General features: G+C 75.7%; 14 protein-coding genes and 1 pseudogene. 8 read left to right on the forward strand and 7 right to left on the reverse strand.

Going from position 1 to position 14,220, the window contains the following annotated elements; translation table 11 throughout:
* Positions 1-22 precede the first annotated feature (22 nt).
* Both EDD28_RS05865 and EDD28_RS05870 read left to right on the forward strand, forming a co-directional pair.
* Entirely contained in the window at positions 23-454 is a 432-nt protein-coding gene (locus EDD28_RS05865; protein ID WP_123738755.1) for a DUF1801 domain-containing protein, read from the forward strand.
* Positions 455-618: 164 nt separating this feature from the next.
* Positions 619-1,305 (forward strand): hypothetical protein, encoded by a 687-nt coding sequence (locus EDD28_RS05870; protein WP_123738756.1) that lies wholly within the window; start codon positions 619-621, stop codon positions 1,303-1,305.
* A gap of 202 nt (positions 1,306-1,507) precedes the next feature.
* Here EDD28_RS05870 and EDD28_RS05875 read toward each other — a convergent pair whose 3' ends face one another.
* Positions 1,508-1,957: a DUF4190 domain-containing protein gene (locus EDD28_RS05875; protein WP_123738757.1), complete on the reverse strand. Its 450-nt coding sequence runs from the start codon at positions 1,955-1,957 to the stop codon at positions 1,508-1,510.
* Positions 1,958-2,095: 138 nt separating this feature from the next.
* Here EDD28_RS05875 and EDD28_RS05880 point away from each other — a divergent pair, with 138 nt between their 5' ends.
* Positions 2,096-2,515 (forward strand): SRPBCC family protein, encoded by a 420-nt coding sequence (locus EDD28_RS05880; protein WP_123738758.1) that lies wholly within the window; start codon positions 2,096-2,098, stop codon positions 2,513-2,515.
* Here the strand turns inward: EDD28_RS05880 and EDD28_RS05885 are convergent.
* Both EDD28_RS05885 and EDD28_RS05890 read right to left on the reverse strand, forming a co-directional pair.
* Entirely contained in the window at positions 2,503-3,381 is an 879-nt protein-coding gene (locus EDD28_RS05885) for a cytochrome c biogenesis CcdA family protein (RefSeq protein ID WP_123738759.1), read from the reverse strand. The genes EDD28_RS05880 and EDD28_RS05885 overlap by 13 nt on opposite strands.
* 7 nt (positions 3,382-3,388) lie before the next feature.
* Entirely contained in the window at positions 3,389-4,228 is an 840-nt protein-coding gene (locus tag EDD28_RS05890; protein WP_123738760.1) for a DsbA family protein, read from the reverse strand.
* Positions 4,229-4,439: 211 nt separating this feature from the next.
* Between EDD28_RS05890 and EDD28_RS05895 the strand changes: the two genes are divergently transcribed.
* Positions 4,440-5,150, forward strand: coding sequence for a copper homeostasis protein CutC (locus EDD28_RS05895; protein WP_245967938.1), 711 nt, complete (start codon positions 4,440-4,442; stop codon positions 5,148-5,150).
* 188 nt (positions 5,151-5,338) lie between these two features.
* On the opposite strand, the gene EDD28_RS05900 is transcribed toward EDD28_RS05895, so the two are convergent.
* From EDD28_RS05900 to EDD28_RS05910, 3 genes and pseudogenes are all read right to left on the reverse strand, one after another.
* Positions 5,339-6,166 (reverse strand): alpha/beta fold hydrolase, encoded by an 828-nt coding sequence (locus EDD28_RS05900; RefSeq protein ID WP_123738762.1) that lies wholly within the window; start codon positions 6,164-6,166, stop codon positions 5,339-5,341.
* Entirely contained in the window at positions 6,159-7,007 is an 849-nt protein-coding gene (locus EDD28_RS05905; RefSeq protein ID WP_211339119.1) for an aminoglycoside phosphotransferase/kinase family protein, read from the reverse strand. Before EDD28_RS05905 ends, EDD28_RS05900 begins: the two co-directional genes overlap by 8 nt.
* A gap of 60 nt (positions 7,008-7,067) precedes the next feature.
* Positions 7,068-7,220 (reverse strand): annotated as a pseudogene (locus EDD28_RS05910) (DapH/DapD/GlmU-related protein); the annotation flags it as partial.
* Positions 7,221-7,287: 67 nt separating this feature from the next.
* On the opposite strand from EDD28_RS05910, the gene EDD28_RS05915 reads away from it, so the two are divergent.
* The 4 genes from EDD28_RS05915 to EDD28_RS05930 are packed head-to-tail and all read left to right on the forward strand — an operon-like array spanning position 7,288 to position 12,956.
* Positions 7,288-7,980 (forward strand): maleylpyruvate isomerase N-terminal domain-containing protein, encoded by a 693-nt coding sequence (locus EDD28_RS05915; RefSeq protein ID WP_123738763.1) that lies wholly within the window; start codon positions 7,288-7,290, stop codon positions 7,978-7,980.
* Positions 7,981-8,023: 43 nt separating this feature from the next.
* On the forward strand, positions 8,024-10,537 hold the full coding sequence (gene treY, locus EDD28_RS05920) for a malto-oligosyltrehalose synthase (protein ID WP_123738764.1): 2,514 nt from the start codon (positions 8,024-8,026) through the stop codon (positions 10,535-10,537).
* Positions 10,537-12,330: a malto-oligosyltrehalose trehalohydrolase gene (gene treZ / locus EDD28_RS05925; protein WP_123739962.1), complete on the forward strand. Its 1,794-nt coding sequence runs from the start codon at positions 10,537-10,539 to the stop codon at positions 12,328-12,330. The genes treY and treZ overlap by 1 nt, the downstream gene beginning before the upstream one ends.
* Positions 12,327-12,956, forward strand: a complete 630-nt coding sequence (locus EDD28_RS05930) for a sugar O-acetyltransferase (RefSeq protein ID WP_211339120.1) — start codon at positions 12,327-12,329, stop codon at positions 12,954-12,956. Before treZ ends, EDD28_RS05930 begins: the two co-directional genes overlap by 4 nt.
* 31 nt (positions 12,957-12,987) lie before the next feature.
* Here EDD28_RS05930 and EDD28_RS05935 read toward each other — a convergent pair whose 3' ends face one another.
* Positions 12,988-14,181, reverse strand: coding sequence for an amidohydrolase (locus EDD28_RS05935; protein ID WP_123738765.1), 1,194 nt, complete (start codon positions 14,179-14,181; stop codon positions 12,988-12,990).
* Between the last annotated feature and the right edge of the window lie 39 nt (positions 14,182-14,220).

A 14,220-nucleotide genomic window follows, 5' to 3' on the forward strand; every position in this document is an offset into this window, starting at 1 on the left:
GCACACCACGAGAGGGAGCCGGATGCACAAGACGGGTCAGGACGTCGCCGAGTTCGTCGCCGGCGTCGCCCCGGCGAAGCGTCGGCGCGACGCCGAGACGCTCCTCGCGATGCTGCGCGAGATCACCGGTCTCGAGCCGGAGATGTGGAACGCGGGGATCATCGGGTTCGGTGACTACCACTACCGCTACGAGTCCGGGCGGGAGGGGGACGCCGGCGCCGCCGGCTTCGCCCCGCGCAAGGCCTCGACCGTCCTGTACCTCCCGGACGGGCTCGGCTACTACGCGGACCGGCTCGATCGGCTCGGCCCGCACAGGAGCGGCGTCGGGTGCCTCTACCTCACCGACCTGACGACGCTCGACCTCGACGTCCTGCGGGACGTGCTCGCCGAGTCCTTCGCTCGTCTCACCGGTGGCACGTACACGAAGCGGGCGCGGGAGGGCGGCACCGAGTAGCCGGTGGGACGACGCGGTGAGCGGTCGGGACGGCGGGCGTGGGGGGTCCGGCGTCGGGCGGTCCGGAGCTGTGGACGGGCGGGCGCCGCCGCAGTCCCGCGAAGCTCCGTCTCGATCCTGCGACAACTCCTCACCGCGGGCCGAACCCTCGTTAACGTCGGGGAATGCGCCTGACGAACCGGACTTCCCGCCACCTCGCCCTCCTCTCCCTTCCGCTCGCCGCCGCGCTCGCGCTGACCTCCTGCAGCGCTGCGGTCGAGGGCGGGGACCAGTCGCCGAGCGAGACCTCGGCCGCCCCGGACCCCGCCTCGTCCCCCTCGAGCGACGCCGCGACACCGACCGACGCCGCCGAGACGCCGAGCGCCACGCCGGAGGAGTCCTCGACGGCCGGTGCCGTCGGCGACACCGGCGACACCGGCGACACCGTCACGCTCCCCGACGGCGCGACCTGGCTCTCCGACGTGCCGTCGGTGTCGGGCCGCGAGTCCGGTGCCGTCGTCGACGTGACCGTCCGCGGCGTCGCGCCGACCCACGCCACCGGCCAGTTCCTCGGCTGCGACGGCACGACCGACGTGGTCCAGTACGACCTCGGCGGCGCGTACGCGACGTTCGACGGGCGGCTCGCGATGCGCGACGGCGTCCCGGACGGCCTCGTCGCCGAGGTCGTGATCCTGACCGACGGCGAAGCGGTCTCGGCCTACCGGGTCGACGCCACGGACGACGGCGTGCCGTTCCGGATCCTCGCGGACGGCGTCGACGTCCTCGAGGTGCAGACGACGGCCGTCGAGGGCGAGTGCCAGACGGACGCCGTGCCCTACCTGGTCTTCGTCGACAGCTACCTCACCCGGTAGCCGGAGCCCCCGGCGGAACGAGCCGGGCCGCACGACTCGACGTCGTGCGGCCCGGCTCGTCGTGCTCGCCCGGCGCTGACCGACACGGGCTCACCCCGCGCGCCGACCGGCACGGCTGCACCGGGCCACCCGGTGCGCGCCGCCGGGCGCGGCTGTGCCGGGCCGACCGGCGCGGTCGACCCGGCGTGGACGGTGCCGCGGGTCAGGAGCTGAACAGCCAGATGCCCCCACCGACGGCTGCCGCGACGAGGATCGCGTAGAGCGCGAGCATCCCGTAGCCGAGGACGAGACCGATGACCGCGAGCGCCGTGCCGCTCTCGCCGGTGCGGCGGATCTGTCCGAGCCCCATGTGACCGAGGATGACCGGGACGATCGCCAGGCCGCAGAGGCCCGTGATGAGCGAGGCGATGGCGAGGCCGTTCGTCCGGGGGACCATCGGGACGGCGGGGTACGGGGCGTAGGCGGGCGCCTGGTAGGCGGCCGGGCCTGTCGGGGTGCCGTACGCGCCGGGCGTCGGGGTGCCGTACGCACCGGGCGCGGGGGCCTGCGTCGGGGCCGCCGGCGTCGAGGCCTGCGTCGGCTGGACGGGCACCACCCGGGTCGGGACGGGCAGCCGGGTGGTCGGGTCCTGGGGGTCGGGGTGCGTCGTCATGCGACAAGGCTACGGATCGGGTCCGCGCCACGGACCTCGACCGCGTCGCAGTCCTGTCGCAGATCGGCGACGGCGCCGGCCCCGAACTGCCGAGCCAACCCCGGGACAAGCCCGCGGCGCCCCGGCTAGCGTCGGTTCATGAGCACCGCAGCCATCGCCGAGATCGCCGTGGATCTCGCCGCGAACCCAGCAGTCGCCGCCTCCGCCTGGACGAGCACGGGCCTCGCCGCCTGGTGGTGGCCGCACCACCCCGACGCGACCTACGACTTCGAGCCCGAGGTCGGCCGCACCTTCCGCCTCGCCACCGAGCGGGGCGGCCAGGCGGTCCGCGGGGAGTTCCTCGACGTCTCGGAGGACTTCCTCGCCTTCTCCTGGGTGTGGATCGACGAGGGCGAGGAGCTCGACGGCGAGCACGTCACCGTCGCCTTCGCCCCGCTGGAGGGCGGCGAGGCCACCCGGGTCACCGTCGTCCAGAGCTCGACGCGCGAGTCCGTCCAGGCCGCGAGCCGCCGCTGGGCCGACTCGATCCAGCGCCTCGAGGCGGTCTACCCCGGCTGACCCGCGTCGTCCCGCGCCGCGTCGTCCCGCGCCGCATCCCGCGCGAGGCGACGCCGCCGCAGCTCCCACAGGACGAGCACGACCGCGACGACGACCAGGATGGCGACGACGTCGACGACCGGTCCGGACGCTCGCGCGACGACGGTCTGCAGCCAGTACTGCGTCTCGAGCGGCAGGAGCTCGGGCGCGCCGACCAGCCCGTTGGTCGTCCAGAACAGCACGCCGACCGCCACGATGAGCACGCCCGTCACGATCGAGGTGGTGTGCGTCTCGCGACCCAGCAGCGTGACGCTCCGGCCGCGCAGCAGCCGCTGGCCGCGGGGGCCGAGCCGCCGCCACAGGGCGGCGATGAGCAGGAGCGGGAGGACCATGCCTGCCCCGTAGACGGCGAGCATGACCGCGGCCTCGAGGCTGCCGCCGCGCGTCACGGCCAGCGTGAGCACGGCGCCGAGGATCGGGCCCGCGCAGAACCCGGCGACGGCGCTGGCCGCCCCGAGGAGGAACGACTTGCCGAGGCCCGTCGCGGTGTCCGCGTGACCGCGCAGGGCGGTGCCGCCCGGGACCAGGCGGGCGGGGTCGAACCCGAGCCCGAGGATCTGCAGCACGCCCAGCACGACGAGGACCACCGAGGAGACGACGACGATCGTCGTGCGATGGGTGACGAAGAACGCCCCCACGGCCCCCACCCCGGCGCCGAGCGGCACGAGCACCGCCAGGAGCCCGGCGTAGAAGACGAGCCCGTGGAGGGCCAGCCGCGGACCCGAGCCGACCGTCGCGGCGAAGAACGCCGGCAGCAGCAGCGCCGCGCACGGGCTCAGGAGCGCGAGCGTGCCCCCGAGGAAGGCGCTGACGAGACCGACGTCCACGACGCGCTCAGCCCTCGGTCAGGGAGTCGGCGGGACCGGTCGGGTCGGCCTGCTGAGCCGCCCGCCCCGTGGCGCCCGTGATCGCCGACTCGACCGCGGCGACGAACACGTCGGTCGGCTGGGCCCCGACGATGGGCTGGCCGGCGAGCACGAACGTCGGCGTCGAGTACGCCCCGAGCCGCAGGCCGAGGTCGGCGTTGCGCGCGATCTCCGTCGCGGCGGCGGGCGAGCTGAGATCGATGGCGAACCGGTCGGCGTCGAGGCCGAGCTCGCTCGCGAGCGCCACGAGCGCGGTGTCGCTCAGCTCCGCCTCGGAGCGCGTGTGACCGCCGGGGAACAGCGCGTCGTGGTACTCGACCAGCGCACCCTGGAGCGCCGCGGCATAGGTCGCGCGGGCCGCGCGCTCGGAGTTCGCGCCGAAGATGTTGACGTCGCGCCACTCGATGCGCAGGTCGCCGGCGTTGACGTACCGCAGCACCACGGGGAAGGTCTCCTCGCTCCACCGCGCGCAGTAGCCGCACTGGTAGTCGGAGAAGACCGTGAGCACGACGGGGGCGTCGACCGGGCCGAGCGCGAGCACGTCGTTCTCGTCGCGCCGCTCGACCTCCGCGAGGCTCACCCCGTCGGCGTCCGGCGTCGGCGCACCCGCCGCGGGGTCACCGGCGCCGGGCTCGGTCGCCGCGGCGTCGGGCGCCGACTGCCCGGCCGAGTCCGCGCCGGCGTCGGGCTTCCCGTCCTGGAGCGCGACGACGATCGCGATGAGGATGGCCGCCACCAGGACGACGACGGCCGGCACGAGCCAGGTCGCGGTGCTGCTCGTCCGCCTCGGGGCGGGTGCGCTCGACATGCGGTGCTCCAGGGTCGTGGGTCGGGGACGTCCCGCGACGCCCTGACGGCGGGCATGACGACGCGAGGTGTCGTCGGGGGCCGTCGCCGTCCATTCTGCCCGGTCACCGCCGGCGGCTCCCGCGGAACGAGGGAGCCGTGCCTCACGCCCCGGCCCCCACGACGCGGCCGGACACCCGGCGCACGCGGGCCGGATGCGCCACGATGGGACGGTGACGGGTGGACGTGGGCTTCTGGAGGTCATCGCGCTGAGCGCGCTCGACGCCGAGCGGGCGGAGCGCGGCGGAGCCGACCGGCTCGAGGTCGTCGGCACGATGGACGACGACGGGCTGTCGCCCGACCCGTCGCTGGTCGCCGAGATCGCCGCCGCGACGGGGCTGCCGCTGCGCGTCATGGTGCGGGCGCGGGCCGGCTTCGGGACCGACGGCGAGGAGCTGGCCCGGCTGCGGGGGCTGGCCGTCGCCTACCGCGGGGCGGGCGCCGACGGCCTCGTCCTCGGCTTCCTCGACGCGACCGGAGCGGTCGACGTCGACGCCGTCACCGAGATCGTCGGGGCGACCGACGGGCCGTGGACGTTCCACCGGGCGATCGACGCCTGTCCCGAGCCCGATCGCGCCTGGGCGGTGCTGCACGGCCTGCCGCGGCTCGACCAGGTGCTGACCGCCGGGTCGACGCGTGGCGTCGGGGACGGGCTCACCGCCCTGCTGCGCCGCGCCGAGACGGACGAGCCGGCCCGCTCCCGGATCCTGGCCGGCGGCGGCCTGCGGCCCGAGCACGTGCCGGTCCTCGCGCAGTCCGGGATCACGGCGTTCCACATCGGCAGCGCGGCTCGGCCGGACGGCTCGTTCGCCGCCCCGGTCGATGCCGCGCTCGTGCGCGGCTGGCGCGACCTGATCAACGACGCGCTCGCGTCACCCGGCTGAGCGACCCGGAGGCCGTCCGCTCTCCGCGGATCGACCGCGATCCCACCGCGCCCAGCTCGTCCGGGCCGCACCATCGGCGCAGGTCAGCGCCCGACCGCTCCCAGGAGCCAAGCGTGCGGCGGGTACCGATCCGCAGAGAGCGGACGCCTCAGCCCTCGGCGCGCGGTCCCGCCGGGTCCTCTCGAGATCTACCGGGGCTGAGCGGCCGGCCGCTGGGCCGGCAGGGCGCCGAGGAACTCCTCGACCGCCGCGGCGTACGCCTCGGGCTGGTCGCGCCGGACGCAGTGACCCGCGTCCGCGACGACGGCCCGGCGGACCAGGTGGTTCGTCACCGCCTCGGCGCGCGGCGCCATCGGTGCCGGGTCGGGCAGCACGAGCAGCGTCGGCACCGCGAGCGCCTGGAAGGCCGCCTCCCACGGCCCGGCGACGAGCCGCAGCCCCTCCCGGACGTACCGGCGGTCGACCAGCGGCTTGCAGGCCGCCCACGCCTCGATCTCCGCCCGGCTCCACGACGACTCGCGCAGCATCCGCTCGACGTGCCCGGCGCGCTGCGCCGGCGTCAGCATCGAGTCGAGGAACGCCTCGTTCTCGGCCACGACGTCGGGGGCCGAGTCCGGGTCCGCGTCCTCGGGCCACGGCGACGCCGGGTCCTCCAGCACCAGGGCGCCGACCCGGTCCGGTCGCGCGAGCGCGGCGTGCAGGGCGAGGTTCCCGCCGAGGGAGTGGCCGACCAGCACGACGGGCTCTGGCTGCGCGTCAAGGATCCCGAGCACGTCCGCCAGCATGACCTCCGGCGTCCGCGCCAGCTCGGCGCGCGCGAACCGGGGCGAGGACCCGTGCCCGCGCAGGTCGACGGCGAGCATCCGGTATCGCTCGCCCCAGCGCTCGACCAGGTCGGGCCAGGTCGTCCCGGCCTCCGTCAGGCCGTGCAGGAGGACCATCGTCGGTGCCCCCGCGTCGGTCCGGCCGAAGGGGTGGATCGTCAGCGGCAGGCCAGCGGCGTCGTCGTCATCCATCCCGTCCGACGCTACCGCCCAGAAGGCCGAGGAGTCCTTGATACGGCGCCTCCCGCAGCGGCTCGTCGCTGAGCATCCGGAACAGCAGGGCCCGCAGCATGGCCTGGCGCGCGCGGCCGGTCCGCCACGCCTCGAGCGCCGAGTCCGGCGCGCCGTGCCAGAGCACGCAGTCGAGCACGCAGATCGCCTCGGCCCACAGCACGGGTCGCCAGGCGGGACTGAGGTCGATGACGAGGGCCACGCCGCGCGGGTCGCGCAGCACGTTCGAGGCGAGGTCGCGGTGGACGAGCTGGTCCGGGCCGAGTCGCCCCGCGTCCACCGGCTCGAGCAGCTCACCGATCGCGGCGATCGACGCGAGGAACGACGCCGACGCCCCCGGCCGCGCCGCCGACACCGCGGCGGACAGGCCCGCTGGGTCGCCGAACGCGATCGCCTCCGCGCGGTCCCAGCGGCTCGAGGACGGCAGTGGCGGGCGCTCGCGGACCGCGGACGCGAGGTGCGCGTGGAGCAGCCGGCCGGTCGCGAGCAGGACGTCGAGGTCGTGGCACGCCACGACGCCGGGCTCGAAGCGCGTCGCGGCCCAGCCCTCGACCACCCACTCGCCGTCGCGGGCCGGCACCGGCATCGCGAGCCGGAGGGGTCGCCGCCCGGGCGCGACGTCGATCTCGTAGGCCAGCCGCGCCTGGACCGGGCTGAGCCACGCCTGCAGCCCGGGATCGCGATCGGGGCTCAGCGCCAGGTCGCCGGCGCGGACGGAACCGCCCTGCCCACCGTCGAGCCGTTCGACGTCGTCGGGAACGGCGAACCGGTCGAGCACGGTCGGGGAGGGAAGCGCTGGCACCTCACGAGCCTACGGGCGGGTCCGCCGCGGGCGGGAGCCCTCGTGGCGGGAGGCCGCCGGCTACCGCACCCGCCGGAGCACCCGCGCCGGGACCCCGCCCACCACCGTGTCCGGCGGGACGTCCCGGGTGACGACGGCCCCGGCCGCCACGACGGCGCCGTCACCGATCGTCACGCCCGGCAGGATCGTGGCGTTGGCGCCGATCCAGACCCTGCACCGTACCGACGCCCGCCGACGAGCCCCGCGAGACGGCGGGCGAGGCAGGGCCTAGCCTCGGGGCATGGACGAGCCGGTGGACCGACAGCCCGACGGGCGAGCCGACGACCACTCCGGCGCGCCCGACTGGGCCGCCGTGCACGACGCCTGCCTCGACGCCACGATCGCCCTCGCCGCGTCGCTCACGCCCGAGCAGCTCGCGAGCGCCGTCCCCGCGACCCCGCGGTGGAGCGTCCACGACGTGCTCGCGCACGCGGCCGGGGTCGCGAGCGATGTCGTCGCGGGGCGGATGGACGGTGCGCCCGGGCCCGCCTGGACCGCGCGGCACGTGGCCGAGCGGGCCGACCGGACCGTCGCCGACCTGATCGAGGAGCTGGCGGCGACCCGCGCGGCGGTCGCCGCCGTTGCCGCCGGCACCGACCGGCCGGCCGTCGTCTGGGACCGCTCGGTCCATCTCGCCGACCTGCACGAGGCCCTCGGTCTCGGGGTGCCACCGGACCCGACGTGGCGCCCGGTGCTCGCCTCGGCGGCCCCCGGCCTGCTCGCCGGCCTCCCCCTGAGCGTCGCCTGCGCCGGCCGGACGTACGGGGCGGGCGGCCCGGAGGTCACGGTCGACGCCTACGAGCTGGTCCGCGCGCTGTTCTCGCGTCGCTCGCGCCGGCAGGTCCGGGAGTGGGCCGGTCCGACCCCGAGCGACGACGAGCTCGACGCGCTCGCCGTCTTCGGCCCGCGCGAGGACGACCAGCCCCGGCCGTGAGCGATCGGGACCAGCCGGTGGCGGGGGATGACAGGCTGGTGCCATGGCTCGCACCCCCGTGTCCACCTACCGCCTCCAGCTCGGCCCGGACCTGACGTTCGACGAGGCCGCCGCCCGCGTCGACTACCTGGCCGACCTCGGCGTCACCGACCTCTACCTCTCGCCGATCCTCCAGGCGGCCCCCGGCTCGACCCACGGCTACGACGTCGTCGACCACTCCCGGATCAGCGAGGCCATGGGCGGGCGCGAGGGCTTCGAACGGCTCGTCGCCGCGGCCAGGGCGCGCGACCTCGGCATCGTCCTCGACATCGTGCCCAACCACATGGCGGTGCCGACCCCCGCCTACCTCAACCGGGCGCTGTGGTCGGGGCTCAGCCTCGGCAAGGACTCCCCCTACGCCTCCTGGTTCGACGTCGACTTCTCCGCCGGCCAGGTCCTCATGCCGATCCTCGGCACCCGGATCGGGGCCGTGCTGGCCGCCGGCGAGCTGACGATCGAGGACGCCCCGCCCGAGGCCGTGACGACGGACGCGGCCGGCGCCACCGCCGACACCCCCTCCCCCGGCAAGGTGCTGCGCTACTACGACCACGTCCTGCCCATCCGCGAGGGCACCGAGAACCTGCCGCTGACCGAGCTGCTCGACCGCCAGCACTACCGGCTCGCCTACTGGAAGGTCGCCGACGAGGAGCTGAACTACCGGCGTTTCTTCGACGTCGGGACGCTGGTGGCGCTGCGCGTGGAGGACCCCGAGGTCTTCCGCGCGACGCACGCGCTCGTGCTCGAGCTGCTGGAGCTGGGCCTCGTCGACGGGCTGCGGATCGACCACCCGGACGGCCTCGCCGACCCGCGCGGCTACCTGCGCCACCTGGAGGAGGCGACCGGCGGGGCGTGGACCGTCGTCGAGAAGATCCTCGAGCCGGACGAGACGCTGCCGCGCGACTGGCCCACCGCCGGGACGACCGGGTACGACGCCGCCTGGCGCGTCGGCCAGGCGCAGATCGACCCGGCGGGGGCGACGGTGCTCGGCGCGCTGATGACGGAGCTCACCGGCGACGCGGTCGGCGACCTGCCGGCCCTCACCGAGGAGTCCAAGCGCGAGATCGCGACGACGTCGCTCGCGGCCGAGGTCGAGCGTCTCGCCCACCTCGTGGCCGAGGAGTGCCGCGCGGACGTCCGGCTGCGCGACCACACCCTCACCGCGATCCGGGACTGCGTGCGGGAGCTCGTCGTCGCGTGCGACCGCTACCGCGCCTACGTCGTGCCGGGCGAGCAGGCGAGCCCCGCGGCCGTCCGGCTCGTCGAGGAGTGGGCCGAGCACGCCGCCCGCGGTCTCGACGACGACCGGGACGAGACGCTCGCGCTCGTCGTCGACCTCGTCCTCGGCCGCGAGGTCGGCAGCGCCGGCCGGACCCACGACAAGCGGCGGGCCGAGATCATCGTCCGCTTCCAGCAGGTCTGCGGCGCCGTCATGGCCAAGGGCGTCGAGGACACGACGTTCTACCGGTGGACGCACCTCACCTCGCTCACCGAGGTCGGCGGGGCGCCGCAGAAGTTCGCGGTCGCGCCGGACGAGCTGCACTCCTGGGCGAGCGCCGTCCAGCGCAGCCACCCGGCGACGATGACGCTCGGCTCGACGCACGACAGCAAGCGCGGCGAGGACGTGCGCGCGCGGATCGGTGTGCTGTCCCAGCTCCCCGACGCCTGGGCCGATCTCGTCCACGCGCTGCGCGACGCGACCGAGGAGGCCCGGCCCTACCTCCTGCACGGGCGCACCGAGAACCTGCTGTGGCAGACGCTCGCCGGCACGTGGACCCCCGACGGCCCGCTGGACGCCGACCGGTTCACGGCCTACCTCGTCAAGGCCAGCCGCGAGGCGAAGGAGTGGACGAGCTGGACGGCGCAGAGCGCCGCCGGCGAACAGGCCCTCGTTGCGTACGCGGAGCACGTCGTCGCCTCCCCCGAGGTGGCCGAGCTGATGACGGCGTGGGTCGCGCGGACCGCCGAGCCCGTCCGCACCGCGACGCTCGCGACGAAGGCGCTCCAGCTCACGCTGCCCGGTGTCGCGGACGTCTACCAGGGAACCGAGACGACGACCGTCGCGCTCGTCGACCCCGACAACCGCCGGCCCGTCGACGTCCAGCACCTGCGCGAGGGCCTGCGCCGCCTCGACTCCGGCGCCCGGCCGACGACGCTCGGCGAGGAGAAGCAGCGCCTCGTCGCCGCGATCCTCCGGCTGCGGCGGGCCGAGCCCGCGACGTTCGTCGGGGAGCGCGCGGGGTACGTGCCGCTCCCGACGTCGACGGGGCACGCGATCGCGTTCGCCCGGACGCTGGACGGCGACTCCCGCGTGTGCACCGTCGTGACGCGCCTGCCCGTCGCGCTCGCCGCCGCCGGCGGCTGGGGGGAGGCGAGCGTCGTGCTGCCCGACGGGCGCTGGCGCGACGTCGTCTCCGACCGGCTCCACGACGGCGGCGCGACCCGCCTCGCCGACCTCCTGGGCGACTCGCCCGCCGTCGTGCTCGCGGCCGACGCCACCGACGACGGGACTCGCCCGTGATCCCGGTCGCGGTCTGGGCCCCGGACGCGCGCGGCGTCGAGCTGGCCACCGGCGCCGAGCGCACGCCCCTGACCCGAGCGGCCCGCGACGGCTGGTGGGAGCACGCCCCCGGCCTGCCGCCCGGGACGGACTACGCGTTCGTCGTCGACGGCGCCGGCCCGTTCCCCGACCCGCGCTCGGCGCACCAGCCGCACGGGGTCCACGGCCCGTCCCGGACGTTCGACGCCGGCGCGCACGCCTGGCGCGACGCCGACTGGCGCGGGCGGGACGTCCGCGGGGCCGTCGTGTACGAGCTGCACGTCGGGACGTTCACGCCCGGCGGGACGCTCGACTCCGCGATCGAGCGGCTGGACCACCTGGTCCGGACGGGGATCGACGTCGTCGAGCTGATGCCGCTGGCCGCCTTCCCCGGCCGGCGCGGCTGGGGGTACGACGGCGTCGCGCCCTACGCCGTGCACGACGCCTACGGCGGACCGGCGGCGCTCCAGCGGTTCGTCGACGCGGCGCACGCCCGCGGGCTCGCCGTCGCGCTCGACGTCGTCTACAACCACCTCGGCCCGTCGGGGAACTACCTCGGCCGGTTCGGGCCGTACTTCACGGACGCCTACGAGACGCCGTGGGGCTCCGCCGTCAACCTCGACCAGGCGGGCTCGGCCGAGGTCCGCGCCTACGTCGTCGACAACGCGCTGCGCTGGCTGCGGGACTTCCACGTCGACGCGCTGCGCCTCGACGCGACGCACGAGCTGCGCGACTCCAGCCCGACGCACCTGCTGGCCGAGCTGTCGGGCGCCGTCGCGCGCCTCGCCGACGAGCTGGGCCGTCCGCTCGGGCTGATCGCCGAGTCCGACGTCAACGACGTCGCGACGGTGACGCCCGTGGCGGACGGCGGGCTCGGGATGACGGCGCAGTGGGACGACGACGTGCACCACGCCATCCACGCCTTCCTCACCGGCGAGCGGCACGGCTACTACGGCGACTTCGGGTCGCTGGTGACGCTCGCGAAGGCGTTCCGGGACGTGTTCGTCCACGACGGGTCGTGGTCGACGTTCCGCGGCCAGGAGTGGGGCGCTCCGGTGCCGCCCGAGATCGACCGGCACCGCTTCCTCGCCTCGACCTCGACGCACGACCAGGTGGGCAACCGCGGCCTCGGCGACCGGCCGACGGCGACGCTCACGCCCGGGCTGGTGGCGATCGGGGCGACCCTGCTGCTCACGGGACCGTTCACGCCGATGCTGTTCATGGGCGAGGAGTGGGCGGCGCGCACGCCGTTCCGGTACTTCACGGACATGGACGACCCGGCCCTCGGCGAGGCGATCCGGGAGGGGCGCCGGGAGGAGTTCGGCGGTCACGGCTGGGAGGCGGTCTACGGCGGCGAGGTCGAGGTGCCCGATCCGCAGGCCCTCGCGACGTTCGAGGCGAGCCGGCTCGACTGGTCCGAGCCCGAGCGCCCGGGCAACGCGCGGCACCTGGCCTGGGTCCGCCGGCTGATCGAGCTGCGCCGGGCGCACCCCGAGCTGCGGGACGGGTCCTCCGCGAGCGTCGACGTCGCCTACGACGCCGACGCCGGGTGGTTCGTGCTGCGCCGCGGGCCGTTCGCCGTCGCCGTCAACGCGGACGACGAGCCGGGCGTCGTCCCGCTCGGCGCGGGTGCCGCTGGCGCCACCGTGCTCGCGAGCTGGGAGCCGCGGGACACGATCGACGGCGGCGGCAGGACCGTTCCCCCGGACGGGACGCTCCGGCTGGCGGGACACGACGTCGCGATCGTCGGTCCTGGGGAAGGATCGTCTCCGTGAACAACGACGAGCGCATGCGGACCGGTCTCCTCTACAACCCCGGCGTGGCCGAGCTGGTCGAGCGCCAGACCGCCGCCCTGGAGACCCTCTACGACTTCAACGCCACCCGGCCGTCCGAGGGCGAGCGCCGCGCCGAGCTGATGACGCGGATGTTCGCGTCGGTCGGGGAGGGCTGCTACATCGAGCCGCCGCTGCACGCGAACTGGGGCGGGCAGCACGTCCACCTCGGTCACCACGTGTACGCGAACTTCAACCTCACGCTCGTCGACGACGGCGAGATCCACATCGGCGACCACGTCATGTTCGGCCCGAACGTCACGGTCACGACGGCGGGCCACCCCGTGCTGCCCGAGCTGCGGATCACCGGCGCGCAGTTCAACATCCCCGTCCGGATCGGGCGGAACGTCTGGGTCGGCGCCGGCGTCCAGATCATGCCGGGCGTCACGATCGGCGACAACAGCGTCATCGGGGCGGGGAGCGTCGTCACGCACGACATCCCGGCCGACGTGGTCGCCCTCGGGACGCCGTGCCGCGTGCTGCGCCCGATCGACGAGCGCGACCGCGAGGTCTACTGGCGCGACCGCCGGATCGACGTCACGCCCGAGGAGCTGCTGGCGCTCCGGTAGCCCGGCGCCTGCGGCCCGGCGCCCGCGGCCGTCAGACGAGGACCTCGCCCCGCTCGGCGACGACGCGCCCACCCGCGACGACCAGCTCGCGGACCGGGCGGCGCACCACGGCGTCGGGGACGTTCTCGGCGTCGAGCAGCACGAGGTCGGCCCTGGCCCCGGGCACGAGGTCGTGCTCGCGGCGCCCGACGAACCGACCGGCGCGCCGGGTCGCGAGCTCCATCGCGTAGGTCAGCTCGGCCTCGTCGACCAGCCCGTGCAGCCGCGCGAAGGTCTGCGCGATCGCCAGCAGGTCGCCGTCGCCGTAGGGCGACCACAGGTCGCGGATGCCGTCCGTCCCCAGGCCGACGGCCACGTCGCTCTCCCGCATCTCCCGCCACGGCAGGGGCGAGGTGCGCACGGGCGCGACCGTCGTCCAGGTGAGCCCGGCCTCGGCCGCCCGGGCGACGAGCTCCGCGCGCCGACCCGGGCCGAGGTCGCCGAGCGCGAAGCCGTGCGCGATGTTGACGCGGCCCTGGCGGCCGGCCGCGACGGTGCGCTCGGCGATCAGCTCGAGCTGGAACGCGCCGAGCTCGGCGCCGTCGTGGAGGTGGATGTCGATCCCGACGTCGCGGCGGACGGCGATCTCGAACAGGCCGTCGAGCTGGGCCACCGGGTCGCGGTCGATCGACGCCGGGTCGAGACCGCCGATGTGCTCGGCTCCGGCCGCGGCCGCGCGGTCGAGCAGCTCGAGGACGCCCGGGCGGCGCACCACCCCGTCCTGCGGGAAGGCGACGATCTCGACGTCGATCGCACCGCCGAGCTCGGCGACCGCCTCGCGCACGGTCTCGATCCCCCGCAGCCCGACACCCAGGTCGACGTCGACGTGGCTGCGCACCGCCGTCGTGCCGTGCCGCAGGAACTCGCGCAGCACGGCGACGGTCGAGGAGAGGCTCGGGATGCCGAGGCCGTCGCGGACCGCCCGCTCGTGGGCGATCCGGCCCTGGGTGCTGCCGCGGTCGCCGCCGAACGGGACCCACGGCATCCCCCACCAGGACTTGTCGACGTGGGCGTGGGCGTTGACGAACCCGGGCACGGCGAGCAGCCCGCGGCCGTCGATCCGGGCCTCGACCCCGTCGGGGTCCGTCCCGGTCGGGCGGACCTCGCGGATGCGGCCGTCGGCGATCAGGAGGTCACGGGCCTCGCCGCCCCAGGGGCGGACGTCGGCGATCAGGAGATTTGGCATACCAAGAGTCTAGGGACCCTCCGCCGGCGCGGGAACCCG

Source organism: Salana multivorans (genome assembly GCF_003751805.1).
Classification (GTDB): domain Bacteria; phylum Actinomycetota; class Actinomycetes; order Actinomycetales; family Beutenbergiaceae; genus Salana; species Salana multivorans.